The 24,942-nt window shown below is 51.0% G+C and carries 24 protein-coding genes; 23 read left to right on the top strand and 1 reads right to left on the bottom strand.

What is annotated here, in order from left to right:
• The first annotated feature begins 96 nt into the window (after positions 1-96).
• Positions 97-2,883, top strand: coding sequence for a glycoside hydrolase family 3 C-terminal domain-containing protein (locus L1N82_RS18625; protein WP_235288972.1), 2,787 nt, complete (start codon positions 97-99; stop codon positions 2,881-2,883).
• Positions 2,884-3,455: 572 nt separating this feature from the next.
• Positions 3,456-4,478 carry a sensor domain-containing diguanylate cyclase gene (locus L1N82_RS18620; RefSeq protein ID WP_235288971.1) on the top strand — a complete coding sequence of 341 codons (1,023 nt, stop codon included), beginning with the start codon at positions 3,456-3,458 and terminating at the stop codon, positions 4,476-4,478.
• Positions 4,479-4,584: 106 nt separating this feature from the next.
• Here L1N82_RS18620 and L1N82_RS18615 read toward each other — a convergent pair whose 3' ends face one another.
• The gene (locus L1N82_RS18615) at positions 4,585-5,733 is read right to left on the bottom strand and encodes a GntR family transcriptional regulator (RefSeq protein WP_235288970.1); all 1,149 of its coding nucleotides are present in this window, start codon (positions 5,731-5,733) and stop codon (positions 4,585-4,587) included.
• A 555-nt stretch (positions 5,734-6,288) separates the two neighbouring features.
• On the opposite strand from L1N82_RS18615, the gene L1N82_RS18610 reads away from it, so the two are divergent.
• From L1N82_RS18610 to groL, 21 genes are all read left to right on the top strand, one after another.
• Entirely contained in the window at positions 6,289-7,527 is a 1,239-nt protein-coding gene (locus tag L1N82_RS18610) for an extracellular solute-binding protein (RefSeq protein ID WP_235288969.1), read from the top strand.
• 88 nt (positions 7,528-7,615) lie between these two features.
• Positions 7,616-8,488 carry a carbohydrate ABC transporter permease gene (locus L1N82_RS18605; RefSeq protein WP_235288968.1) on the top strand — a complete coding sequence of 291 codons (873 nt, stop codon included), beginning with the start codon at positions 7,616-7,618 and terminating at the stop codon, positions 8,486-8,488.
• 56 nt (positions 8,489-8,544) lie between these two features.
• Positions 8,545-9,390, top strand: a complete 846-nt coding sequence (locus L1N82_RS18600; protein ID WP_111146924.1) for a carbohydrate ABC transporter permease — start codon at positions 8,545-8,547, stop codon at positions 9,388-9,390.
• Between the two features lie 64 nt (positions 9,391-9,454).
• A complete protein-coding gene (locus L1N82_RS18595; RefSeq protein WP_235288967.1) occupies positions 9,455-10,942 on the top strand; it encodes an alpha-N-arabinofuranosidase in 1,488 nt (495 codons plus the stop codon).
• A 162-nt stretch (positions 10,943-11,104) separates the two neighbouring features.
• Positions 11,105-11,410 carry a hypothetical protein gene (locus L1N82_RS18590; protein WP_235288966.1) on the top strand — a complete coding sequence of 102 codons (306 nt, stop codon included), beginning with the start codon at positions 11,105-11,107 and terminating at the stop codon, positions 11,408-11,410.
• A gap of 100 nt (positions 11,411-11,510) precedes the next feature.
• Complete coding sequence (locus tag L1N82_RS18585) at positions 11,511-11,708, top strand: hypothetical protein (protein WP_235288965.1); 198 nt, start codon at positions 11,511-11,513, stop codon at positions 11,706-11,708.
• A 118-nt stretch (positions 11,709-11,826) separates the two neighbouring features.
• On the top strand, positions 11,827-13,191 hold the full coding sequence (locus L1N82_RS18580) for an aminotransferase family protein (RefSeq protein WP_235288964.1): 1,365 nt from the start codon (positions 11,827-11,829) through the stop codon (positions 13,189-13,191).
• Between the two features lie 2 nt (positions 13,192-13,193).
• Complete coding sequence (locus L1N82_RS18575) at positions 13,194-14,756, top strand: M3 family metallopeptidase (RefSeq protein ID WP_235288963.1); 1,563 nt, start codon at positions 13,194-13,196, stop codon at positions 14,754-14,756.
• 11 nt (positions 14,757-14,767) lie between these two features.
• Positions 14,768-14,941 carry a hypothetical protein gene (locus tag L1N82_RS18570; protein ID WP_235288962.1) on the top strand — a complete coding sequence of 58 codons (174 nt, stop codon included), beginning with the start codon at positions 14,768-14,770 and terminating at the stop codon, positions 14,939-14,941.
• A 216-nt stretch (positions 14,942-15,157) separates the two neighbouring features.
• Positions 15,158-15,826 carry a helix-turn-helix transcriptional regulator gene (locus L1N82_RS18565; RefSeq protein WP_235288961.1) on the top strand — a complete coding sequence of 223 codons (669 nt, stop codon included), beginning with the start codon at positions 15,158-15,160 and terminating at the stop codon, positions 15,824-15,826.
• A 13-nt stretch (positions 15,827-15,839) separates the two neighbouring features.
• The gene (locus L1N82_RS18560) at positions 15,840-16,772 is read left to right on the top strand and encodes a hypothetical protein (protein WP_235288960.1); all 933 of its coding nucleotides are present in this window, start codon (positions 15,840-15,842) and stop codon (positions 16,770-16,772) included.
• A gap of 10 nt (positions 16,773-16,782) precedes the next feature.
• Positions 16,783-17,142 carry an HAD hydrolase family protein gene (locus L1N82_RS18555; RefSeq protein ID WP_235288959.1) on the top strand — a complete coding sequence of 120 codons (360 nt, stop codon included), beginning with the start codon at positions 16,783-16,785 and terminating at the stop codon, positions 17,140-17,142.
• A complete protein-coding gene (locus tag L1N82_RS18550; RefSeq protein ID WP_235288958.1) occupies positions 17,139-17,876 on the top strand; it encodes a sugar phosphate nucleotidyltransferase in 738 nt (245 codons plus the stop codon). The genes L1N82_RS18555 and L1N82_RS18550 overlap by 4 nt, the downstream gene beginning before the upstream one ends.
• Positions 17,873-19,078: a glycosyltransferase gene (locus L1N82_RS18545; RefSeq protein ID WP_235288957.1), complete on the top strand. Its 1,206-nt coding sequence runs from the start codon at positions 17,873-17,875 to the stop codon at positions 19,076-19,078. The genes L1N82_RS18550 and L1N82_RS18545 overlap by 4 nt, the downstream gene beginning before the upstream one ends.
• Positions 19,075-19,482, top strand: coding sequence for a holo-ACP synthase (gene acpS, locus L1N82_RS18540; RefSeq protein ID WP_235288956.1), 408 nt, complete (start codon positions 19,075-19,077; stop codon positions 19,480-19,482). Before L1N82_RS18545 ends, acpS begins: the two co-directional genes overlap by 4 nt.
• An 88-nt stretch (positions 19,483-19,570) precedes the next feature.
• The gene (locus tag L1N82_RS18535) at positions 19,571-20,092 is read left to right on the top strand and encodes a hypothetical protein (protein WP_111146934.1); all 522 of its coding nucleotides are present in this window, start codon (positions 19,571-19,573) and stop codon (positions 20,090-20,092) included.
• A gap of 98 nt (positions 20,093-20,190) precedes the next feature.
• Positions 20,191-21,360, top strand: coding sequence for an FAD-dependent oxidoreductase (locus L1N82_RS18530; protein ID WP_235288955.1), 1,170 nt, complete (start codon positions 20,191-20,193; stop codon positions 21,358-21,360).
• A gap of 2 nt (positions 21,361-21,362) precedes the next feature.
• Complete coding sequence (locus tag L1N82_RS18525) at positions 21,363-22,280, top strand: PDZ domain-containing protein (protein ID WP_235288954.1); 918 nt, start codon at positions 21,363-21,365, stop codon at positions 22,278-22,280.
• Positions 22,264-22,641: a cupin domain-containing protein gene (locus tag L1N82_RS18520; RefSeq protein ID WP_235288953.1), complete on the top strand. Its 378-nt coding sequence runs from the start codon at positions 22,264-22,266 to the stop codon at positions 22,639-22,641. Before L1N82_RS18525 ends, L1N82_RS18520 begins: the two co-directional genes overlap by 17 nt.
• A gap of 205 nt (positions 22,642-22,846) precedes the next feature.
• Positions 22,847-23,128 carry a co-chaperone GroES gene (gene groES / locus L1N82_RS18515; protein WP_235288952.1) on the top strand — a complete coding sequence of 94 codons (282 nt, stop codon included), beginning with the start codon at positions 22,847-22,849 and terminating at the stop codon, positions 23,126-23,128.
• A 38-nt stretch (positions 23,129-23,166) separates the two neighbouring features.
• Positions 23,167-24,816 (top strand): chaperonin GroEL, encoded by a 1,650-nt coding sequence (gene groL, locus L1N82_RS18510; protein WP_235288951.1) that lies wholly within the window; start codon positions 23,167-23,169, stop codon positions 24,814-24,816.
• The last annotated feature ends 126 nt before the right edge of the window (positions 24,817-24,942 follow it).

Below are 24,942 nucleotides of genomic sequence, written 5' to 3'. Positions count from 1 at the left end.
CAAAATCGCATACTTTTAGGCCTTCTGCTTCCGCTATTTTCCCTTAAAGCATTTGCTATACTGGTTGTATGAGATGACTTTTCTGGGGGGATTCAATTGAATCAGAATAAGATTGGCATTCCACTTGAAGGCTTTGCGGAATTCAGCCGGACCGTTGCTGCCGAAGGTGCGGTACTGCTCAAGAATGAAGGACAGGCTCTTCCGGTTCAGAAGGGTGAAAGCGTTTCAATATTCGGCAGAATACAGGTTAACTACTACCGCAGCGGTACAGGATCAGGCGGCAGTGTTAACGTCACCTATACAACAAATTTGCTGGATGGTCTCCGCAGCAAGAAGGATATAGCCGTTAATGAAGAACTGGCGGCTGTTTATGAGAAGTGGATTGAAGAGAACCCGTTTGATAACGGAGGCGGCGGCTGGGCGGCAGAGCCCTGGCATCAGAAGGAAATGCCGCTGACCGATGAATTGGTGGCAGAGGCAAGGCGTAAATCCGGCACAGCGATTGTCGTCATCGGCCGTACGGCAGGTGAAGATCAGGATAATGCGGATGAGCCGGGAAGCTACCAGCTGACGGCTGACGAGCAAGCGATGCTGAAGCTGGTGACCAATCATTTTGAGCAGACGATTGTGGTGCTGAACGTATCCAATATTATTGATATGAGCTGGGTAGACGATGAAGCTTATGCCCATCCGGTTCCGTGTGTCATCTATGCATGGCAGGGCGGCATGGAAGGCGGCAACGCGATTGCCGATGTGCTGGTTGGTGATGTGACGCCTAGCGGCAAGTTAACGGATACGATTGCGTATTCAATCGATGACTACCCGTCCACCGTCAATTACGGCAATGAACATAAGAACCTGTATCAGGAGGATATTTATGTAGGCTACCGGTATTTCGAGACATTCTGTCCGGAGAAGGTACAGTACGCATTCGGGTACGGATTGTCCTATACGGAGTTTAAGCTGGATCCCGGGGAAGCGAAGCTGCGGACAAGAGATGGTGAGACTTACATTGAGATTGAGGTAACGGTTACGAATACGGGGAACACTTATGCGGGCAAGGAAGTCGTTCAGATCTATGCGGAAGCACCACAGGGCAAGCTGGGCCAGCCGGCCAAATCGCTGGTGGCATTCGGGAAAACGAAGCTGCTCCAGCCGGGTGACTCGGAGCGGCTAACGCTGAGCTTTCCGGTGAATAGCCTGGCATCATACGATGACGGCGGTGTGACCGGTTATCCTTCCGCTTACGTGCTGGAGGCTGGGACCTATATTCTGTATGCTGGTAATAGTGTAAGGAATCTTGTTCAAATCGGTGTGGAGGGCAAGAGCGGCTTTATCGTGGAGGAGCTGCAAGTCGTGGAGCAGCTGGAAGAGGCGCTGGCGCCAACGGAGACCTTCACCAGAATGCGGCCGGGGGCTCGTAAGGAAGACGGGTCCTACGAGCTCCTCTACGAAGAAGTGCCAAGACGCAAGATCTCCTTGGAGGACCGGATTAAGGAGAACCTTCCTGCAGCTTTGGAGCAAACCGGGAACCGCGGGTATACGCTGCGGGATGTGCATGACGGAAAAGTTAGTATGGATGATTTTATCGCGCAGCTTTCGGATCAGGATCTGGCGGCAATTGTGCGGGGAGAAGGCATGAGCAGTCCGCTTGTTACGCCAGGCACGGCTTCCGCCTTCGGGGGCGTGACGGACAGCCTGCTGGGCTATGGCGTTCCGGTAGGCTGTACGGCGGACGGGCCGTCGGGCATCCGGATGGACAGCGGGGAAAAGGCGACACAGGTAGCGATTGGAACGCTGCTGGCCGCTACCTGGAACAGGGAGCTGGTGGAAGAGCTCTACGTATTGGAGGGCCAGGAGCTGGTCCGCAATCAGATAGACACACTTCTGGGGCCCGGGATGAATATCCGGCGCAGCCCGCTGAATGGGCGGAACTTTGAGTATTTCTCAGAGGATCCGCTGGTGACAGGTGTATTCGCGATTTCCTGTGTGCGTGGAATTAGGAAGGGCGGCTCGAATGCGACGCTTAAGCATTTTGCCTGCAACAATCAGGAGAAGCACCGGAATAAGGTGGATGCCGTGGTGTCGGAGCGCGCCTTAAGGGAAATTTATCTGAAAGGCTTCGAGATGGCGGTAAAGCAGGCCGGTGCGAACTCTGTTATGACCTCTTATAATCCGGTAAACGGGCACTGGGCGGCTTCCAATTATGATCTCAATACCACTATCCTGCGGAGAGAATGGGGATTTAAAGGTATTGTAATGACGGACTGGTGGGCTAGAATGAATGATACCGCTCATGGGGGCCCTTCGGATACCAAGCTTACGAATTGGATGGTCCGGGCGCAGAATGACCTCTATATGGTCGTCAGCAATTACGGAGCGGAAACCAATGCTTCGGAAGACAATACAATTGAATCACTAGAGAACGGCACTCTAACCCGGGGCGAGCTGCAGCGCAGCGCCAAGAATATATGTGAGTTCCTGATGCATGCGCCGGTGTTCGCGAGAGAGCAGCAAACCGGGGAAATCGTCCAGAGGTTCGAGGCAGACCCGTCGCTCACGGCTGACCATGGGCAGAGCATATCGGGCGGTGCCCGGGTTAAGCCTGCTGCAGAGGAGCCGACTTATGTGAGGGTGGATGAGGCTGGCGAATACCGGATCTTCGTGCATATTATGTCTACGGAGAGCAAGCTGGCGCAAAGCGCCTGTAATGTAACAATGAACGGCCGGCAGCTGGTGACCATCCAGACTAACGGTACGGAAGGCAAGTGGGTGAACCAGAAGCTTGCGAAGGTTGCGCTAGGCGCAGGTGTTTATGAGATGAAGCTGGACTTTATTAAGCCGGGACTGCAGATCGAATGGATGGAGTTCAGGAAGGTATAAGATTATCTGGCGGAGGCCCGTCTCATTTTGAGAAGGCTTCTAAGAAGGATTATAGAATTCTAAAGGAACCCCTCTATTCTGGTTAACTCCGGATTTAGAGGGGTTTCCATCCAGACTTGCGAAGGGGCTGTAGAATCATCAAAGCGAAGGCTTGCCCTTTGTAGATGTACATAATATTGGAATATAAGGCTGCGCGGTTTAGCCGTTTTTTATCTACATTTTTGCATGAGACAGCCGATAAATTAAGTATGATAAACTTAATAGGAAAAAGCCTGGTGGCCGTTGTTATATATGTGCTGGTTTGTTACCTAAAAATCAGATTCTTCTACACTTTCACTTACTTATTGCATTTCTTGCTCGATCTCCTAGCTATCTTGTTTACCTGCTTGTTTGTAAAGCCGACCTACATCCGACAGTTCCAGAAGCACAGGAGACAGTTTATTCAGTTTGTAGTCCTGGTTACGTTTATGCTGGCCGTGTTATGGAATGTTGAGAGTACTTATCTCTTTGCCGAGAGTTTCAGTATTGAGTTATATCTGTTTCCGATAATAATTTCTTCCCTGTTCCTTACTATGGCTTCGGGAATCACGATAACAGCCGCTGCTTCACTTATCCATGTCTTGGTCAACATAATAATTCTCGGATACCGGACTGAGTTTATTGTTACAGGCCTCTTGATCTTCGTAACCTTCGGACTGATGGTTGTTATAACCATGCAGGCTATCAAGCAGCGGGATGCGATTTTTAACAAACGGAATCTGCTGGTTCAGGAATCCAACTCGATGGTGATGGGTATGGACAGTGCTGGCAGGATTGATTTATGTAACAAGAGAATGCTGGATGTGCTGAACCTGGAGGGGAAGTCAGTCTTTGACCAATATTTCTGGCAGGTGGAGCAGATCGTGGAGAATAAGGATGCCTTGAAAGTCTTCCACGTGCTGCGTGATGGAACGGAGCATAAGAACGAAGAGCTGGAACTGCTGGTGGATGGGGAGGAACGATACTACATCCTGGACTCCTATACGATTCAAGATGACGGCTTGCTCAGTGGAAGAATGGTTGTGTTAAGGGATATAACCGAGCGCAAGGAGATGGAACGGCAGCTTAGAGAGCTGTCGGTTACCGATGAATTAACCCGGCTTCATAACCGGCGGTATTTTGATATAAAATTCAGGGAAGAGACGATTCGGTCCGAACGGTTCGCTCATCCGCTGTCCCTAGTGTTGATTGACTTGGATCATTTCAAACAAGTAAATGATACACATGGTCACCTGGCAGGCGATATGGTTCTTAAACAAGTGGCCGCTGCCATCCAACAGGAGGTTAGACAAACGGACTACTGTGCACGGTTCGGCGGGGAAGAATTTGCGCTCCTGCTGCCGGAAACGGACGAGGACGGGGCAGTAGATGTCGCGGAGCGTATTTCGCAGCGGATAAAAGCACTTGATTTTGGTTCTTTCAGCGTTACGGCATCCTTTGGGATTATGACGCAATCCTCCGACTTCGATATTCAACCTATGATAGAACAAGCCGATCAGGCGCTTTATCAAGCGAAGGATAATGGCAGGGACCAGATTTGCGTAGCCAGATCATAGCTGTCTTGAATTGAATGTGCTAATAGCGATAGAAAACACGGGTAGTGGCCCGTGTTTTTCTATTTTCTGCTGCTAACAATCCAAGCAGAAGTGACGCCTGCCTGTGTCATACATGATGGACAAAAGATACTTCTCTGGGCGGGGCAGTAGAACTCCGGATAACAAGCCGAGGTTCGTACACAATCGTCCCTTCCTGGCTGCTTCGGCCTTCGACAGCGCCGACAATCCACCGGGCTGCTTCGAGTCCCATTTCCGACTTGGGATGGGTAACGGAAGTTAGCTTGACCTCTGTCGCTTCAGCGAGGATGGAATCGTCATAACCGGTGATGGAGACGTCTTCCGGTACCCGCAGACCCCGATTTCGCAGCATATCCAGTACAAGCAGAGCAATCTGGTCATTATAACAGACAATACCGGTAGGCATTTCAACGGGCGACAGGAAGATGGACTCCAGCTTATCCAGAACACTGATATCCTGCTCCTCCGTAGTGTAGGAAACAATCATGCCGGGGAAGAAGGCAGCCTGGTTTTCCCGCAGGGCGCGGATAAATCCTTTCATGCGATAGATGCCCTGAAGGTCATCGGTCTTGAAGATTCCGATGATCTGCCTATGACCCAGCTTCAGCAGGTGATCAGCGGCCAGACGCCCGCCTATTTCATCATCCACAATCATGAAGGGCGGCATTAACTGCGGATAGTATTGATTTATCATCAAATAAGGAACCCTGCGCTGCTCGAGCTCGAGGTAGTAATTGACGTTGGGATTGTAGCTGCTGCTCTTGGTAGGTTCTACAATCAGTCCAGAGATGTTCCGGCTCAGCATGGATTGCAGACACTGCTGTTCTTTTTCAACATCATTATCCGTACAAGCAAGTGTTAGAGAATAGCCCTTGGCTGCTAAATAAGATTCGATTCCCTTAATAATAGAGGGGAAAATATAGTCTGATATATAGGTAGTCATCACTCCAATCGTTTTTAGGGAAGCGGCGGGCGGCGGAGGGAAAGGCTGTCCGGTTGGCTCCTGAAACGGCTCCTCGGGTCTGAAAGAACAGAAGGTGCCGGCACCCTGCTCCCTGTATAGCCATCCTTCATGCACCAGATCCCCTACAGCTTGCCGGATCGTGTGTCTGCTGACTCCGAATAACCGCACCAGTTCATGCTCGGAATATATCTTATCCCCAGGCTTTACCTTCCCGTCTCTTATCCAGCTTGTTATCTGCTCCTTAACCAGCATATACTTTGTCTTTTGTATCATGCTACCACCATTTCTATTGATAATGGTAAAAATCTTAAGCGTTTTCAAATAGGTTCAGAATGATGCTCACACTCGCTCCCAAACACTTGTACGTACAATAAACAGCACCTAAAACTACTGCATCAAAAAAGATAGCACACTCCCACTTAATTTACAAATGTAAGCGCATTACTTCCAAATTCGTCCGTACATTAACCAGAATTTTATAACAAAATGGTTGACATGTACGAACAACTATATTAGTATTTGGGTACATAGAATACGCTTTCAATCCTTTTAAAGGAAATGTTCAGAAGAGGGGTAGAGAAGATTCCCGCATTATATTAGGACAAATTCCCGTAAGGGATAGGGTTTAACTAAGAGGGGGGATGTTGTCACCATAGCGGCATGTCCGTACATCTAGAGTATGCAAAATCGTTGGACAGGTAACTACAAGGCAAGTTTATTTATTATCCAAAGTGGTTGCGTTTACAAAAGACTTTCATACCAGTCAGCATGTGTGTGTTAAGCCGATATGTCCATTTACTCACAATCACATAACAGGAGGAAAACATAATGAAGAAAAAGTTGGCATTGCCATTGGCGCTCGTCTTTTTGGCAGTAGCAGTACTGTCGGGTTGCAGCGGCGAAGACAAGAATACGATTACGTTCTGGACACCGCTCACCGGTGAGGATGGCGCTTATATGAACCAGCTGGTTGAGAATTATAATGCGACTAATCCTGAATTCAAAGTTAAGCATATCGTTACAGCGGACATGTACACGAAGCTGTCCACTGTACTCAATACAGGCAAGGGCGTACCTGATCTTGCAATCATCCACGCAGACCGTGTACCGGGTTATGTTGAACAAGGACTGCTGGAAGAGATGACAACTATACTGGCCGCTCAGCCAGAAATCAAAGAAGAGAACTACCTGCCGCAAGCTTGGGCGACGGGCACGGTAGACGGAACTCAATATACGGTTCCTCTTGATATTCACAGTAACGTGATGTACTACAACAAGGACCTGCTCGCTAAATACGGCGCTGAGTCGTTCCTGGATGACAATGTTGTAACGATCGATGAAATGCTGTCGCTTAAAGGCAAGCTGGAAACCGGCCATTATGTAGTGAACGATGCTCTGATTGGTTGGGTTATCCTGGCTCAAATTCAGAACCTCGGCGGTGACATTCAGGAGAACGGTAAGCCTGCTGTCAACACACCGGTTATGAAGCAAGCTTTTGAGGAAATTAAGAAGGTCGCTGACGCTGGCCTGATGACACCGTTTGGCGAAGATGGATTCCTGCAGTTCCAATCCGGCAATGTATTGTTCTCGACTGACGGTACGTGGAGCTCCACGGCACACGCCAGCGTAGAAGGCTTGAACTTCGGTGTAACCAATGTCTACTCTGCAACGCCTGAGAAGTACACGAACAGAGCTTCCTCCCACTTGTTCGCCATGCTGACGAATAAAGACAGATCGGATGAGAAGGAAGCTGGCATTGGTAACTTCTTGGAGTTCATCCGCCAGAATTCTCTTGAATGGGCTAAAGCGGGTCAGATCGTAGCAAGTAAAGAAGTTATTGAAAGTCCAGAGTATAAGGAATACATGCAGTCTTTCTTCACATCGAACGAAGAGCAGATCAAGTCCCTTTACATCTATACCTATGAGCATTATCCATATATCCAGGAAGCCATTGACCAGAATGCGGCAGACCTTGTCCGCGGCAACGTAGATATGGATGAGACGTTAGCCAAAATGCAGAAGCAGGTTGAGGATAAGATCGCTCAAGGCAGCAGCGGCGCCCAATAGAGAAAGCAAACCATTGTGAAAAGTAATGTGTCCTTAGCGGCACATTACTTTTCCGACATTATTGTTCATGAGGGAGGATTGCATGGCTATGAAGAGAAAATTAATGCCTGCTTTCTTTGTGGGACCGCATCTTATCTTGTTCATTGTCTTTGTTCTCATACCAACGGTATACGGTATTTATGCCTCGTTTACACAGTGGAACCTGAATAGCGATCCGGTCTGGACAGGTTTGGATAATTACAGGACAATCCTGTTTGACAGCGAGTCAACCTTCTACCGCCAATTCTGGAATGGCTTGAAGAATACGCTGTTGTTCGTTGCATTGAGCGTTCCTTTGCTGATTATTATTCCATTGATGGTTGCAGTCGCGCTCGAGCATAAGAAGGTTAAGATGAAAGGCACGATTCAGGCGATCATTTATGTCCCGGGACTTATTTCAATATCAGCTGCAGCCCTGATTTGGTCCCTGATTTTCAACAAACAGCTAGGCGTCAGCAGCAACGTCTTCGGATCGGATGCGGTCTGGTCCACCACCCAGCCTTATGCCTGGATGATCATCATTATCCTGACGATCTGGGGCGGCGTGGGCGGCAATATGATTATCTACCGCGCTTCGATTAACGGCGTGTCCAAGGATCTCTATGAAGCCGGAGACATTGATGGTGCCGGACCGATCCGTAAGTTCTTCAGCATTACGCTTCCGTCTATCCGTTTTCCGCTTATTTACACATTTGTTATGACGACTGCCGGGGCCTTTAACGTATTCGGCCAGCCGCTGATGCTGACCGATGGCGGTCCGCGCGAGAGTACAACCGTTCTGATGATGTACATTCGTCAGTTAGCCTTTGGCCACGGGGATTCTATCGCCGGTATGGCATCTGCGATGGCGGTTCTGCTCGGGGTGGTTATCCTGGTAATCTCGGCGCTCCAGTATTACGTTATGAACCGCAACGCTAACTAAGCATAACAATTAAGAAGTTCAGGAATTAAGGAAACGGAAAAGGCAGGTGTAGCGAAATGTCAAAAAATATGACGATATCAAAATATATATCTTACCTATTTTTGATCTCTATTTGTGCAGCTTGGGCCATCCCTGTTATATTTGGTCTGACAACGTCATTCCGTTCACAGACAGAGGTCATCAACTCCGGTTTTAGACTGCTGCCGCTTGAATGGATCATGGATAACTACAGGGCCATTCTCGACAATACGTCAACAGCGCCGATTGTACGCTGGCTTGGTAACTCGCTATATATAGCGATACTCCATACCTTCTTCGTTGTCGTGGTAATCTCGCTCACAGGATATGGTTATTCCCGCATGAAGTTTAGAGGAAGAGACACGATGTTTTTCGTGCTGCTTGGCATCTCCTTCTTCCCGCCGGTCGTTAACCTGATCCCTTCCTACAAAATCATCGACGCGCTTGGATGGGTGAATACGTCATGGGCTATGATTGTACCCGGTCTCGCCGGAATGGGTAATATCTTCCTCGTCAGGCAGTTCATGCTTGGTATTCCGCACGAGCTGGATGAGTCTGCGCGTGTAGACGGCGCCGGAGATTTCAGGATTTACTTCTCCATTATTTTGCCGCTGATGAAGCCGGTGCTGATCGTATGTGCCCTGTTCTCATTCGTTGGCTCCTGGAATGACTTCCTCTGGCCGGTTATCGTATATACGGATGTAGATAAGATGCCGATTACAGCGGGGCTGCTTCTGCTTCAGGATATTTACGGCAACTACCGGATGATCGGTCAGCTGATGGGCTCGGCAATGCTGGCTATTATTCCGACGCTGCTGCTCTTCTTCTTCGCACAGAAATACTTCATCCAGTCCATCAACCTGAACTCGGGTATCAAGGGCTAGGAAAATTTGTTCATGTCCATAATTTTAATAGCATCACATCTATCTATGGAGGTGTAAGGAAACGATGACTAATCAGGTTATTGTGAATACGGATATTCGTAAAGGTGTAATTAACAAGAATATTTATGGTCATTTCGCTGAGCATCTGGGCAGATGTATCTATGAAGGGATCTGGGTAGGCGAAGATTCCTCCATTCCGAACACAAAGGGAATCCGTAATGATGTCCTGGAAGCCTTGAAGCAGATCAAGGTGCCGGTTCTTCGCTGGCCGGGCGGCTGCTTTGCCGATGAGTACCACTGGAAGGACGGCGTTGGACCAAGAGAGAGCCGCAAGCGTATGGTGAATACGCATTGGGGCGGCGTAGTGGAGAATAATCATTTTGGTACGCATGAGTTCATGCTGCTCTGCGAGCTGCTGGAATGCGAGCCTTATATTTGCGGCAACGTAGGCAGCGGGACAGTACAGGAAATGTCCGAGTGGGTTGAATATATGACCTTCGAAGGCGAATCTCCTATGGCCAACTGGCGCCGTGAGAACGGCCGTGACGAGCCTTGGAAGCTGAAATACTTCGGTGTTGGCAATGAGAACTGGGGCTGCGGCGGCAATATGCGTCCGGAATATTATGCGGATCTCTACCGCCGTTTCCAAACCTATGTCCGTAATTACGGCGATAACAAGATCTATAAGATTGCCGGCGGCGCCAACATTGATGACTACAACTGGACGGAAGTGCTGATGAAGAATGCCGGCGGTCTGATGGATGGCCTCAGCCTTCATTATTATACGATTCCAGGTGACTTCTGGCTTGGTAAAGGCTCGGCGGTGGACTTCCCTGAGGATGAGTGGTTCATCACGATGAAGAAGGCCCTGCATATGGATGAGCTGATTCGCAAGCACGGAACCATCATGGATAAGTACGATCCAGACAAGCGGGTCGGCATGATTATCGATGAGTGGGGTACCTGGTTTGATGTCGAGCCTGGCACGAACCCTGGCTTCCTGTACCAGCAGAACACGATCCGTGACGCCCTGGTGGCGGGTCTGCACTTCAATATTTTCCATAACCATAGCGACCGTGTTCAGATGACGAACATTGCACAGACCGTCAACGTGCTGCAGGCGATGATTCTGACCGAAGGGGAGAAGATGATTCTTACTCCGACGTATCATGTGTTCGATATGTTCAAGGTTCACCAGGATGCGGAGCTGCTCGCGGTTGATTCCACGTTCGGCACGTATGAGCTGAATGGCGAGAAGCTGCCTCAGGTGACCGTATCGGCATCCAAGGATGCCAGCGGCAAGGTACACATCAGCCTGTGTAACATTGACCATCAGAATGGAGCGGTACTCGACCTGGATCTTCGCGGCATCAATGCGGCCGATACGAAGGTTTCCGGCACGATTATTACGGCTGATACGATGAATGCCCATAACACCTTCGAGCAGCCGGATGTTGTTAAGCCTGCTGCGTTCGACGGAGTTACGGTACAGGGCAATAAGCTGGCCATTAAGCTTCCCGCGATGTCCGTTGTGACGATTGCAGTTGAATAGTAAGTGAAGTTAAGCCCGATCATGCGATCGGGCTTTCCCTTATTAAGGGGCGCCTATCTGTTGCGTCTGTTATATGATTTGGGTATACTACCCAAGACTCGGAACTGAAGCATTCGCCGATACGGCTGTACGCTCTATACAACAGAGAGAGGGTGTGGGGGAATGAGCATAGATCATCTGGCAGCGCAGCTTCTTAACCAGTTGAATCTGGTTAGAGAAAAGCCATACCTGCCCCATTGGGGGCCAATATATGGCCTATTATACGAGATCAGGCGACTGGCCAGATTAACAAAGCAGAACGTTACAATTTACGCCATCAACAGGCAGGCCTGTGTGAAATATCATTACGGCAAAGATCAATACGCAGTTGAGATGCCTGAGGTGAACATTTTTCTGCGGGACACGGAGCTTACAGATGCGCTTATAGCCGGTAGTTTCCACCCCCAAGGCAGCCGGGCTGGACGTTAGAGCTGCCTGCCTTATATTCCCTTCACAATGATCGCCGAGTCTTCGCTCATTGTGCTGGCCTATGCTTGGTCTTAAGACCATGAAAGGTGGTAGCCAGCGAATGAAGAAGAAGGACGGACGCTGCTGTCAATCGTGCAGCATGCCTGGCGGGTACAGACCATGTGGTACAGCAAAGGCGGGCAGCAGCAAGACAGAACGGCAGCAGCAGTCTGAACAGGCGTATCTGAATAAGAAATACGATCACTTCGACTCCCGTCTATTGTTCCGCAGGGGTTACACGAGGTACACGTGGCTGTAGCCTGCCAAGAGGCTGCCGCCAAAGCGCAAGGAAGTTTCACCCTACAAAAGCAGAGTGTTTCCTGCCTCCGATTCGCTATAATAACGCCAATCGTACCTCAGGAGGTGGGGAATACCCCTTGGAAGCTAATAATTTTGTACAAGGCCCTTATGCCACGCTTCATCCCTTCACTTATATGTCAGGCTTCTCTTCCATGACTGAGCAGGACTTTCACGCTTACAATACGTATTTGACCCGGGGAGAAGGTGTCTGGGTGTATGACAATAACGACAACCGTTACTTTTATGCCACGACTGCCGTTCCTTCGGTGGGCCTCGGCAACCGGTATGTCATCCACCGTATGATGGAGCAATATCATACCTTGCACTTTGCTTCGACCTGCGGACAGACCCATCCTCTCATAGAAAGGCTGTCCCAGAAACTGCTTGCACTATGCGGGAGCTCCTTTGGCCAAGTGTTCTACAGCAATGACGGTTCGGGAGCAATAGAGACCGCGATGCGTCTTGCCCGCCAATATTTCTTGTCAATAGGTGAGAAAAAGCGGATTAAATTTATCAGCCTGGAGGGCAGCTACCACGGAACGACATTTGGCAGCGGCTCTGTCACGCATATGGGCATCGCAGAATCATTCGGGCCAGGCATGCCGGGATGTTACGCGGTGCCCGCTCCTGTCGGATACCGGCCGCCTATAAGCGGGACACCTGAACAGGTGGCTAAATTTTGCCTGGATATGCTGGAGGAGACAATCTTTGAGAATGGCCCGGATGAAATTGCGGCTATTCTCATCGAGCCTATTCAAGGCGTTAATGGCGTGGTGGAAATATCACCGGATTATATCCGTCAGGTGAGGGAACTGGCCGACCGGTACGGAATTCTCCTCATCATGGATGAGGTAGCGACGGGGATTGGCCGGACGGGCAGCTGGACCTTATCCCGGCAGCTGGGCGTGGAGCCTGACCTGTTAGCTGTTTCCAAAGGATTGACAGGCGGCTACTTTCCAATGGGTGCAACCCTGATCTCGGAAGGGGTGGCTGCAGGGCTGTTTAATAACGGAGGAGTCTTTCTGCACGGCTCCACACAGAGCGGACATCCCGTAGGATGTGCGGCTGCGCTGGCTGTACTCAGCTTCCTGGAAGACAACCAGCTAGTGGAACAGGTGGAGAACAAAGGCGAGTATATTATCGACAGACTGGAGCAAGGGCTGTCGGATCACGCTCATGTGGGAGATATACGGGGCCGTGGCTTGATGATCGCCATCGAGTTTGTCTCGGACAGGTCCAGCAAGGAAGGCGTGGATTATGGGTTCGGGCAGAATCTGTCGGCGGCTCTCCGCTGCCAGGGAGTGCTGGGTAACTGGTTTAACAGCACGCTAATCCTATATCCGCCGTTAACAGCAGAACGGGAAGAGCTGGACTTTATGATTGACGGTATCATTCGCGCCGTTAAAGGTGGCGGTTCCCGTCCTGCAGCGGCCGGATCATAACCATGGTCATTTCAAATCTGGAGTTTCAGGGGTTTGACGAACTAAATGCAGTCTTGGCTGACGCTTATACGCCGATGATGAACGCCTTGTGGCATGTTATGGCGACCGGCGATGAGTGGTGGGCGGAGGAGCATACACGTTGCGAGCAGCAGGTATACGAGCTGCTCTCCTCCACTGAAATACAAGCCTTCCTGAATAGAAGGGAGCGCCTGCCGGCCGGCGGACAGGATGCACGCCAGATCACCCTGCTGCGTAATGAGCTGCTGGAGCATCAAGGCCAAGCGAATGAGCAGCACCACCTGCTGGAGCTATGGAATAAGCTGCATTACCGGATCGCCACGCACCGGGCTTCGTTAGAGGGGAAGCTGTTCTCGAATGTTGAGCTTACAGCTTTGCTGCAAACGGAGAGGGAACAAGAACCACGAGAGAGGATCTGGGAGGCCGGTATGCAGCTGGGCGGGAAGCTGGCTCCTGATTTGCTGAATTTGGTGAAGCTTCGAAACCAGGTGGCGGTCAACCAGGGCTATGACAATTACTTTGTCATGAAGCTGGCTGCTCAAGAAGTCACCTTAGCACAGCTGAACCATTGTATAGATAGCATCAAGTCCGGGCTGGATCAGACCTACAGAAGCTTAAAGGAAGAGCTTGATGAGGGTATAAGCGAATCATTTGGGATAGAGCCGGGTCAGCTGCGTCCCTGGCATTATAACACCTTGATGCTGCAAGGCTATCCCGCACCCTCTACTGCAGGGGTGTGGGAGCCTTCGGTCATTCTTCCGAAGCTGGCAGACTGGCTCGCATTAAGGGGGGTGAAGACGGACTTTCTCACGAAAGCCGATCTGCTGGGGAGGATGGGCAAGAGCCAGGCTAACTGCTGCCTCAATATTAACCGGGGTCAGGATATACGGGTAATGTGCAGCTTGTCCAAGGACTGGAGAGGTCTGCAGGTTCTGCTTCATGAGACAGGACATGCCTTGTATGAGCAAGGGCTTGACCCTTCCCTTCCATTCCTGCTCCGGCAGCCGGCTCATACCTTCCTTAGCGAGGCGACGGCTCTATTGTTTGAACGGTTAACCGTTGATCCAGAATGGCTGGGCGAAATGGGATTCGTGATGCCGGATCAGTGTAACGGGGAGAGGAAGAATTGGCTGCGGAAGCATCTCTTAATGAAATTGTATGCTACCCTGGCCGTAGTTGAGTTTGAGAAGGAACTATACCATAATCCCGATGGCCGTCTGAATGAACAGTGGTGGGATATTGTGGGGAATACACAGTTGATCCACCGCCCGGACAGATGGGATTACCCGTACTGGGCGGCTAAGGAACATCTAACCACGCTGCCGGTCTATTACTATAACTATCTTTGGGGCGAGGTGGCCGCTTCGCAAATCCAGCACGCCTTATTCTTCAAATATGGAGCAGTGGCCAACCAGGCTTCCCTGGATTGGCTGGATGATAAGCTCTTTAAGCCGGGAGCGTCAGCAGGGTGGCAGGAACTCCTTAGGGCTTGTACGGGAGCTCCAATGGATACTTCATGTTTAATAGATGAGTTGAAGTCGGATTAGGAGGGATAGGGTTGGCCAAAATGCATATTTTCAAAAGGACGGTAGTTCCGCGTCCTCAGAAAGAACGGCTGTCTCCAAACAGTGAGGTGAAGACATACTATCTGTCGGCGGAGGAGCTGGAGTATTACCGTTCGCTCCCCAAGCAGGACCAACCGCGTATCATTATCCCGGGAAGGTATATATAAGATTCTCGTATAAGCATTACTTGGCCCAGATCCCTCCGGCGGATTTGGACAGGTAATGTTTTCTTTATGTCAGAAGCATTTAGATGCTATAATAAGGGAACACATGTTCCTGTAATGAGCAATTAACTCCTATTCTTGCACAATAGATACAGATCATAAAAAGATATCCATTGGTACCATTAACTTACCTGGAACAACAACTGGGAGGTAAGCTAAATGGATGTGTTGCTGGTTATCAGTCATGAATTAAAGGAAGACGAGCATCGCCGTGTCCAACAGATGTTTGCCAACATGAATATTTTAGCTGAGCACAACTTCGCTGCCGTATCCCGGCATATCCGGACGAATTCCTACAAGTTTATTGTCCTGCTAAGCTTTGAGGATACACTGCCTCCATCCTGGAAAGTTGAAGATTTGAAGCTTGAAACCCCTGTAATGATTTTATTGAAGGTTAATAAGCTGGATTTATTCGTGTTCTACTCCTTTCTTGACTCTGTCGGGCTGTTGTCCAAATCTTCAGCTGAAGCGGCAGACAAGCAGCAGCCGCCACCATTGTTGTACAAATCGATTGAGTACATTGAGGAAAACCTGTGTGAAAATGAATTGTGCCTTGAAACGGTTGCCGCGAGTATTTTTGTCAGCCGCTGCCACTACAGCCGAATGTTCAAGGAGCATTTTGGCATCGGATTTAAGGAATACATTATGAATAAGCGGGTACAGAAGGCGAAGGTCATGCTGCAGGAAGGAATTCCGGTTACGGATGTATGCTATGCGGTTGGCTATGGAGATCTGACGCATTTTGGCCGGGTCTTTAAACGGCTGGTAGGGGAGAGGCCATCCGACTATCGCAGAAAGAATGCCCGCCACGGTTCCCATACAGCATAAGAGGGGGATGATTGTGAAGACGAGATATTTTAACTATGTCGAGATATCGGAAGATGCCGTGTCGGTGACCAAGACAAGCGACCATCCAAGCAAGCTGATCGATGAAATCGTCTGGTACCTGGACTTGCCGGAGGATCTTAAGACATATACGCCCCTGCTGCAATCCTTCTCACTTGGCAAACCGCGCGCCTATTTGACACTTGATTACGTGCCGGGAGGTACGCTTGGGGAGTCATTAATTCAAGGCAGCCGGACCCGGCATGAATGGAGCGGAATTCTTGAAAGCTTGCGTCTTGTACTGGGCAGTTTCGCAGCGTATACCGGCAGTCTGTCAAGGCTTCATCTGTATACGATGTACATAGGCAAGACGCATCAGCGGCTTAATACTTTTCTTCTGCAGAGCGAATGGGCCAGGGAAGCGCATAAACAGGGCTACTATTATCTGAATGGCAGACCGGTGATGAGCCCCACTGTCATGCTGCAAAAAGGTATGAAGGAGCTGATAAAGCTTCTGGACAATCCTGAGATTACAGTTATGCATGGTGATTTCTGTTTGTCCAATCTCTTTTATTCGGCTGAATCAGGCAGTGTTAAGGCTATCGATCCAAGAGGCCGGTTTGGTATTCAAACCATCTATGGTGACCATCGCTACGATTGGGCCAAGCTGCGCCATAGCTTAACAGGCTACGAGCATATTGTCAGGGGCCGGTACGAGGCAGCCATCCACCCGGGTTCCATTGAACTGAAGATGAAGCAGGATCCTGACATAACGTGGATGCGAAATCTGCTGGACAGCTGGATGCCGCCGCAACGTCTGCGGTCCGTGCGTGTAATTGAAGCCCTGCTGTTCCTGTCCATGCTTCCCCTCCACAAGGAAGATCACATGCGGCAGCTTGCTTTGTTCGCGATTGGAACCGAGCTCTTGGAAGAAATATTGGAGGGGTAGGGGGAGACTAATGCGTATTGTAGTTGATTTGGATGGTACGCTGTGCGGGTTAAAGCAAGGGGAACAGACTTATGCCGACGTGCTTCCGCTTGAGGGGGCTGTTGAAGCGATGCAGAAGCTAAAGGCGGAAGGGCACACGGTAATTATCCATACTGCGCGCAATATGAGGACAGCCGGAGGCAATGTAGGAAGAGTTATCGCTAATGTTGGCCAAATCACACAGCAGTGGCTGGAACGCTTCAATATACCGTACGACGAGCTGGTATTCGGTAAACCTTACGGCGATATCTACATTGACGATCTTGCTCATCAATTTAACGGGTGGGAGCATGCATTAACGGCTGTTCAGCGAAAAGGCGATGAAGCATGAATATCGTTATCCCCTTGGCCGGAGAAGGCAGACGGTTTCGCGAGGCAGGATTTCATGTTCCGAAGATGCTGATTGAAGTGATGGGCCGTCCCATGCTGTACTGGGCGCTCGACAGCTTGCTCCCCTTTTTTCAGGGTCAGCATTTCATTTTTGTCGTACAGCAGGCTCATCTCACGCATACTGATCTGGAGCAGGTGATTTACCGCCGCTGCCCGGGAGCAGCAGTCGTTGCTATTGACCGCATGACCCGCGGACAGGCGGAGAGTGTATGGGAAGCGCGCTCGGTTATGTGCCAATCAGACCCTCTTCTTATTTTTAATGGCGATACGTATGTGGGAACGGATATTGGGAGGACTCTATCGGGGGATTTAGCCAGACTCGATGGTCTAATTAATGTATTTGCATCATCAGATCATTCTTTCAGTTATGTAGAGCTTTATGCTAATGAATTGGTCCGGTCGGTCAGGGAGAAGAGGGTTATTTCCCCTTGGGCCACGTCCGGACTTTATTATTTCCGCTCGGCTGCTGAATACCTCCAGCTTGTATCGCAAGCAGTGGAAGAGGAGGTACCGGTAGAAGCAGGAGAATGGTATGTATCTGAGATTTACAACCGATTAATTAGGGCTGGGGGACAGGTCGGCATAGACAAGGCTCTATTCTGTCACCCGCTTGGCACACCGTTGCAGATGAATACCTTTATTAATCTACAGAAGAGTCAGGGGGGAATGCCTTGAGGCGTATTTTCTTTGGACTGAGTGGAGGCCTGGGGCCGGTTCTCCGCACCCTGCCGATTGCAGAACAGCACCGGCAGGCCGGTGATACCGTGTCGTTCAGCATTTATGATCAGCAGGCGGCACGGTATCTGGAGAACAATGGCTACCGGCATGTGGCGGATCAAGACCCCACTGTGCCCAATCCGGGCTTGCTTGTCTCGAGGGGCTCCACCTTTTATCATCTGGATCACTATTATGCCGGTCTTGGGCTTGCTGACTATACATTCGTCCGTTCGTGGATTCTGAGCCGTATTGCCATGTTAAAGTCAATTGCTCCCCATTTGGTTTATGCCGATTTAAGTCCCCATACTATTATAGCCGCGCGTTACCTGGGCATTCCTGTTGTCAGTCTTACACAGGCCTGCTTCCATCCTGCCGGTCTTCCCCTTCATTACTGGAGTCGGCCTCCGCGCAACGTATCTAGAGTAACGCCCGTTGTCAACCGGGTGCTTCAGGAACTCGGACTGAGCCCTGTCAGCCGCATGGAAGAGCTCACCACCGGCGATATAACAGTTGTCCCCAGCATCCCGGAGCTTGACCCTATTAGAGGTGAAGCTGTTCACTATGTAGGCCCAATAGGGGAAGAGCAGAAGGTTAACCCGGCAACCCGTGAGTTTGCTGACCTCTCACCGGATGTGCTGGTATATGCAGGGAGGGTATCCGATACGGCTGGCGATTCCGGTCTGCGGCTAGTCAGGATTGTGCAGGAGGCATTCCGGGGCAAGCCGGAGCGTGTTGCCATCGTGTACTCGGGCAAGCTTCCGGTGCAGGAGGCCAGGACTATGCCCTCTTCAATTGTCCGGGTCGAGCGCTTCCATCCCGGCTGGCTTTCCAAAGCCAAGTTGTATATCCACCACGGCGGCCATGGAAGCTGTCTGTCTTCGATGCTCCATGCGGTTCCCTCCCTCATCGTTCCCACTCATTCCGAGAGAGAATATAATGCGCGTAATCTATGGAAGCAGGGCGGTTGTGAGTATGTGCTGCCGGATACCTGTACGTCGGGGCATTTTTACGAGCTGGCGAGATATGTTATGGAGGATGAATATAGACGTAACCTGGAGATGCTGCGTGAGTCTATCAGGGGGCGCGCTTATGGCGGAGCCAAGCATGCTTATCGGCTGGGAAGGTCCTTAATAAGGCTGGAGGCGGGTGGAATGAGGTGATTCACGGAGTTGGCATTGATCTTCAGTCTATTACCCAGATAAGAGAGATGATTGAGCGGCACCCTCCACTTTCCTTAGCGAAGATCTTCACGGAGCATGAAAGGAATTACTGCAACGGCTTCCGTAGCCCTGAACAGCATTATGCGGCCCGTTGGGCTGTCAAGGAGGCATTTCTTAAAGCAGCATCCGCAGGCTTGAGCGGCGGATACCGATTAATTGATGTGGAGACGGTGAATGAGAAATCAGGGCAGCCGCGTGTTGTGCTGCATGGTAAGGCGCGGGAGGATTACCCGCTCAGCCAGTGGAGCATTTGGGTAAGTATTTCTCACTCCGGTGACTACTCAATTGCCCAGATTGTGCTAGAACTAAAGGATGAAACGGAGAAGGTAATAAAAAACGAATAACGCAGAAGGAAACGCAGGGCGCCATAAATTGCATGGTGAGATAATAAAGATGTCCCCGGGAGACAATCCACCAATTAGGAGGCATAACATGAAGTTATTGTCCGCAAAGCAAGTGCAAATGACGCTGCCAAGCTCGAACAGCAAGACGTATCTGGAACTGATGGATGGCCGTTCTGAGGAACTGCAATTCACACAGGTAAACCCGACGAAGTTTACCGTTAACGATTCGGAATTCAGCCTGAAGTCCGGTGTAACCGTTGACCTCGAGATCGAGAACGTAGAGCTTGTTGCCACGTCGGAAGTGCTGTGGCCAGGACAGCAAGTCCGGGTTCGCGGCGGTGTAAACGGTCAAGGCCAGCCTATTAAAGCGTCTGCTGCTGTACCGGTAGGCAAGAAAATGGCGGACGGCGTTCAAGCTGAGTCCTTCCTCTACTGGGTTATCGAGACGCCTGAGGGCACCTTCCACAATAACCAGCCAATCCACATGAAGGGCCGGATTACCGGACTTCCTCCACGCAATGCCACGTTCCACTCCGAAGGCACAATTGCCATCTATGACGAGAAGGAAGACCAAGTTGGCACGCTGTACGGCTGCCTGCAGTCCAACTAATCCTCATTTACCATCCCCGTTTTAAGTAACCCCGCAAGACCCAAAGAGACCATCCCCTGGTCTCTTTGGTTTATTCCCAGCCAATCTGAGGTGTGAGCATGTATGATGTAGCAATTGTGGGCGCGCGCTGCGGAGGTGCGGCTTTGGCTGCCTTCCTGGGCAGGCTGAACCACCGAGTGCTGCTAATTGACCGCTTTACCCGTCCTGGAGCGACTCTATCTACCCATATCATCGGGGAGACAGATGTTTATGAACGGCTCGGGATCAGGGATAAGATGGAGAGTGCGGGTGCGCCAGCTATCACACGTATGCGGGTAGACCTCAACGGTACCGTATTTGAGTCGGACCTGACAGTAACTACAAGAGTAATCGGCCTAAGAAGAGAACTGCTTGATCCAATGCTTCTTCAAGCGGCTGCCGGTCCCCGTGTAACCGTACAGTTAGAGAGAACTGCCCGTCGGGTGATACTTGTGAATGGACGGGCCGCAGGCCTTGTGCTCAGTGACCGCAGGGGCCATGAGGAGACGGTTAAGGCCAGGGTAGTTGTGGGAGCGGACGGCCGGGAATCGACGATTGCAGGCCTGGTTAACGCCGGTGTGGAGATGAGTGAAGATTACTCGCACGGCGTACTGTATGTCTATGCTGAGAATATTGGACCACAGGCAGTACCGGCGCTGGAGTGGTACTGGCATGATGGTTCGGTTGTCCTTGTTAATCCGATTGACAGCTCTCGCCATTGTATTGCAGCCATGCTGCCAAAAGCGAAGATTCAGGCGTGGGGCTCCAAGCTGCTGCCGAATCTGATGGGGTGGCTGATGCAGATTCGTATGCTGGCTCCACGCCTTTCACATATACGGGTTGTTGGCCCCGTTAGGGGAACGCCTCATATTCAAGGCTATATAAGAGAGTGTTTTGGCCCAGGCTGGGCCCTGGTCGGTGATGCCTGTGCCAACCTGCACCCGGTGGCAGGTGTCGGGATTGATAATGCGGTTTGCGGTGCGGAGTACCTGGCTAAATCCTTGAACCGGTATTTATCAGGTGAGGCTTTATGGGAGGATGCTCTGCAGGAGTATGCCGCTCAAGTAAAAGAGAGAGTCCTCCCGCAATATGAAGCGGCATTGAAGACATTGGCCCGGGCTTCCGTAGCTGTCCCTTCTGAAGAAGAACATTATTTGAGAACGATCTGTACATTTCCCAGCCTTGTCCATGGTCTTGGGGCCCATGCGCAACAATTTTATTCAGCTTTAATGGAAGAGGTGACCCGGTAAAGATGATTGAATGTCCCAAAGACCGCTCAGTCAATATGACGTATATCGAAGCTCCTCTTGAAACGGTATGGCAGGCAGTTGCAACTCCCCGCGGGAGTGACTGCTACTTAACCAATCAAGTTGAAACGACAGGGGACGCAGACCATGTGAAAGCAGGAGATCTGCTGACCTTGTACTACGGGGATATAACGAACAGAGCTTACGTCATGGAAGTTGAACCGCTTAAAAAGTTTGTGCTGGCAGATGCCTATGAATCCATGGCTCCGGACGGTACAGTGGACCCTTTCCGTGTACGGACAACTTATACCTTTGAAGCCGAAGGGCCTTTCACGAAGCTGGTTCTCGAAGTGATGGGATTCGCTGACAATACCCATGGCCAATGGTTCAGGGAGTGCCTCGAGATGGGTTGGCGCAGGTCGCTGGCCAACTTGAAGAGTGTACTGGAGCTCGGGATGGATCTCCGTACGGAGCTGTTCAGCTATCCCCGTCTTGGCATAACCAACTGCACGGTTAATGCCGAGCAGGGCGTGCGTACAGGTGTCAGGGAAGGGCAGGGCAACTACCTGCTTGATGTCTTTCCGGGAGGACCTGCGGATGAGGCCGGCTTACAAGCAGGTGATGTTATTGTAGCTATAGATAACATTCAGGTGCCCGATTACCGGGCCTACGTTAAGACAGTGTCCCGTTATTACGGATCGAGCATGCCGCTTGAGATTACGTATATGCGGGACGGTAAGGAATGCCGCACGTGTGTGAATGCGTCTATTGAGGATCAGTTTACCGGGTTGATTGATGGGGATGCCGATGTTCAGGAGCTTGAGAAGGCCAGAAGGCAGCAGATAGCTAACGAGAGATCGGCCTCCGGTCTGATCTGGAAGACGAATAAGGAGGGGGCTACCACATATGACAGAGACAGGTAAGCACTTGATCGTTCGCCAAGAGGATATGAAATGGGAATACGGTATGTATCCCGATACCGAGATGACTTACTTGTGGGAGGAGGAGGATACAGGCCGGGTCGTCTTCCTGGTTAAGGTGGCGCCGGGCTGCTCCATTCCTTTCCACAACCATCCTCGCCGCGAAGTGGCTTTCCTGGTGGAAGGGGAGTGCAAGCTGAATGATGATGTCATGAGAGCAGGTGATTTTCTGACTGCGGTGGCTGACGAGGCGCATGATGTCTATACGGAGACGGGCTGCACCTTCTTTATCTTTATTGACTACAACCTGAATAAGCACCAATTAGTACCCATTGCAGCTGAGAACCCGGCGGAGCCGGCTTAGCGGGAACAGGCAATGGACCAGTGTAAAATGAGGGCAAGCGGGATATCTCCTGCTTGCCCTTATCTTTTTGGAGCTGTCCCGCGTGTATCCCGGCTCTTTTAGCCGAATTCCTGAAAGTTAAGCAGAGAAATAAACGAGAGATTCAAGCAAAATAAGAAGTGTCCTGAAGCAATAAAATATGAATGACAGTATGGGAGGAACAGACATGATCAGACCGATAGGGGACCGGATCATTATCGAACCGATTGAGCAGGAGGAGCAAACGGCCGGAGGGATTGTGCTCCCGGGAACGGCCAAGGAGATGCCGCAGGAAGGGAAGGTTGTTGCGGCAGGCTCCGGTCTCTTCAGAGATGGCCAGCGGGTGGAACCGGAAGTGAAAGCGGGCGACACCATCTTGTTCAGCAGGTATGCGGGTACAGAGATTAAACATGAGGGCAGAGCACTGCTTGTTCTGCATGAGAGCGATATTCTGGCTGTCATCTCTTAAGGGCATTGTGATTTCTTAATCAAAGGGGAGGAACTATAATGGCGAAGACATTGGTGTTTGGGGAAGAAGCGCGGAGGGCTCTGCTTAGTGGAGTGGATGCTTTGGCGGATACCGTCAAGGTAACCCTTGGTCCCAAGGGCAGGAATGTGGTATTGGAGAAGAAGTTCGGAGGCCCGCTCATCACGAATGATGGTGTAACGATTGCCAAGGAGATTGAACTGGAGGACCCGAATGAAAATATGGGCGCCCAGCTCCTGAAAGAGGTTGCGACCAAGACCAATGATATTGCAGGCGATGGAACGACAACAGCTACAGTACTGGCGCAAGCTATGGTTCGCGAAGGCTTGAAGAATGTAGCTGCTGGCGCCAATCCCATGGTGATCCGCAGAGGAATGGAGAAGGCAGTCAAGGCAGCGGTTAATGAGCTGGTGAGAATTTCGAAGCCGATAGAGGGTAAGCAATCCATCGCTCAGGTGGCCTCTATCTCTGCTGCAGACGAAAGTGTGGGTGAGCTGATTGCCGAAGCAATGGAGAAGGTCGGTAAGGATGGGGTTATTACGGTAGAGGAGTCCAAAGGGTTTCTCACCGAGATGGAGCTTACGGAGGGAATGCAGTTCGACCGTGGATACAGCTCCCCGTATCTGGTAACCGATCAGGAGAAGATGGAGGCGCTGCTGGATAACCCCTTCATCCTGATCACCGATAAGAAAATCAGCGCAATTCAGGATTTGATACCGGTATTGGAGCAGGTCATGCAGCATGGCAAGCCGCTGCTGGTAATCGCTGAAGATGTAGAGGGGGAGGCCCTGGCGGCGCTTGTCATTAATAAGCTGCGCGGGACCTTCAATTGTGTAGCTGTCAAAGCGCCAGGTTTTGGCGACCGGCGCAAGGACATGCTGCAGGACATTGCTGTTCTGACAGGCGGTCAGCTGATCAGTGAAGAGATCGGCCTTGAACTGAAGTCGGTTCGTCTTGATCAGCTTGGCCGCGCCCGCTCGGTACGGGTTACGAAGGAGAATACAGTTATTGTGGACGGCAGCGGGAGCCGGGGAGATATTAGTGCGAGAGCACAGCAGATCCGGACGCAGGCTGCAGAGACAAGCTCAGACTTTGACAAGGAAAAGCTGCTGGAGCGTGTGGCGAAGCTGTCGGGAGGTGTAGCTGTCATCAAGGTGGGTGCGGCGACCGAGACAGAGATGAAGGAGCGCAAAATGCGTATCGAGGATGCTCTCCACTCGACCCGGGCGGCTGTTGAGGAAGGCATCGTGGCAGGCGGAGGCACGGCTTTAATGAATGTGTCCGGTGCCGTAGCAGCCGCAGCGAATCTTGAGGTGCCAGGCGATGAGCGAACAGGCGTAAACATCGTTCTGCGGGCCCTTGAAGAACCTGTTCGCATTATAGCGTCCAATGCAGGGAAGGAAGGCTCGGTAATTGCGGAACGGTTGAAGGGGGAAGCGGCCGGTAGGGGCTATAACGCTGCTACTGACGAATGGGTAGACATGCTGGAAGCAGGTATTGTCGATCCGGCGAAGGTTACCCGTTCTGCCCTTCAGCACGCAGCATCAGTCGCTGCCATGATTCTGACGACGGAATCGCTTGTAGCGGACAAGCCCGAGAAGGAAGCGTCACAGGTTCCGGGTATGAATGCCGGTATGGGCGGCATGGGCGGCATGGGCAGCATGATGTAGTGAAAGCGAACCCCCCTAGGTTGTTACTAGGGGGTTCGTTGCGTCAGAGTCATAGTCCGCCCAGGGGAGGCGTGCAAATTGTTCAATCGGAGCCGAGTAACTGCTTGCTGCTAATGGTACCATGAA

This window comes from Paenibacillus tarimensis (genome assembly GCF_021532315.1).
Taxonomy (GTDB): Bacteria; Bacillota; Bacilli; order Paenibacillales; family Paenibacillaceae; genus Paenibacillus_I; species Paenibacillus_I tarimensis.
The sequence above is the reverse complement of the archived record's forward strand: the minus strand, read 5'-3'. Positions and strand labels throughout refer to the sequence as shown.

Excerpts from the sequence above, each read along its gene's own strand:
- L1N82_RS18565 (WP_235288961.1), top strand. The coding sequence starts at position 15,158 with ATGGATGTGTTGCTGGTTATCAGTCATGAATTAAAGGAAGACGAGCAT.
- L1N82_RS18595 (WP_235288967.1), top strand. The coding sequence starts at position 9,455 with ATGACTAATCAGGTTATTGTGAATACGGATATTCGTAAAGGTGTAATT.
- L1N82_RS18520 (WP_235288953.1), top strand. The coding sequence starts at position 22,264 with ATGACAGAGACAGGTAAGCACTTGATCGTTCGCCAAGAGGATATGAAA.
- L1N82_RS18555 (WP_235288959.1), top strand. The coding sequence starts at position 16,783 with ATGCGTATTGTAGTTGATTTGGATGGTACGCTGTGCGGGTTAAAGCAA.
- L1N82_RS18585 (WP_235288965.1), top strand. The coding sequence starts at position 11,511 with ATGAAGAAGAAGGACGGACGCTGCTGTCAATCGTGCAGCATGCCTGGC.
- L1N82_RS18605 (WP_235288968.1), top strand. The coding sequence starts at position 7,616 with ATGAAGAGAAAATTAATGCCTGCTTTCTTTGTGGGACCGCATCTTATC.
- groES (WP_235288952.1), top strand. The coding sequence starts at position 22,847 with ATGATCAGACCGATAGGGGACCGGATCATTATCGAACCGATTGAGCAG.
- L1N82_RS18615 (WP_235288970.1), bottom strand. The coding sequence starts at position 5,733 with ATGATACAAAAGACAAAGTATATGCTGGTTAAGGAGCAGATAACAAGC.
- L1N82_RS18525 (WP_235288954.1), top strand. The coding sequence starts at position 21,363 with ATGATTGAATGTCCCAAAGACCGCTCAGTCAATATGACGTATATCGAA.
- L1N82_RS18530 (WP_235288955.1), top strand. The coding sequence starts at position 20,191 with ATGTATGATGTAGCAATTGTGGGCGCGCGCTGCGGAGGTGCGGCTTTG.
- L1N82_RS18610 (WP_235288969.1), top strand. The coding sequence starts at position 6,289 with ATGAAGAAAAAGTTGGCATTGCCATTGGCGCTCGTCTTTTTGGCAGTA.
- L1N82_RS18590 (WP_235288966.1), top strand. The coding sequence starts at position 11,105 with ATGAGCATAGATCATCTGGCAGCGCAGCTTCTTAACCAGTTGAATCTG.
- L1N82_RS18550 (WP_235288958.1), top strand. The coding sequence starts at position 17,139 with ATGAATATCGTTATCCCCTTGGCCGGAGAAGGCAGACGGTTTCGCGAG.
- groL (WP_235288951.1), top strand. The coding sequence starts at position 23,167 with ATGGCGAAGACATTGGTGTTTGGGGAAGAAGCGCGGAGGGCTCTGCTT.
- L1N82_RS18600 (WP_111146924.1), top strand. The coding sequence starts at position 8,545 with ATGTCAAAAAATATGACGATATCAAAATATATATCTTACCTATTTTTG.
- L1N82_RS18535 (WP_111146934.1), top strand. The coding sequence starts at position 19,571 with ATGAAGTTATTGTCCGCAAAGCAAGTGCAAATGACGCTGCCAAGCTCG.
- L1N82_RS18575 (WP_235288963.1), top strand. The coding sequence starts at position 13,194 with ATGGTCATTTCAAATCTGGAGTTTCAGGGGTTTGACGAACTAAATGCA.
- L1N82_RS18620 (WP_235288971.1), top strand. The coding sequence starts at position 3,456 with ATGGCTTCGGGAATCACGATAACAGCCGCTGCTTCACTTATCCATGTC.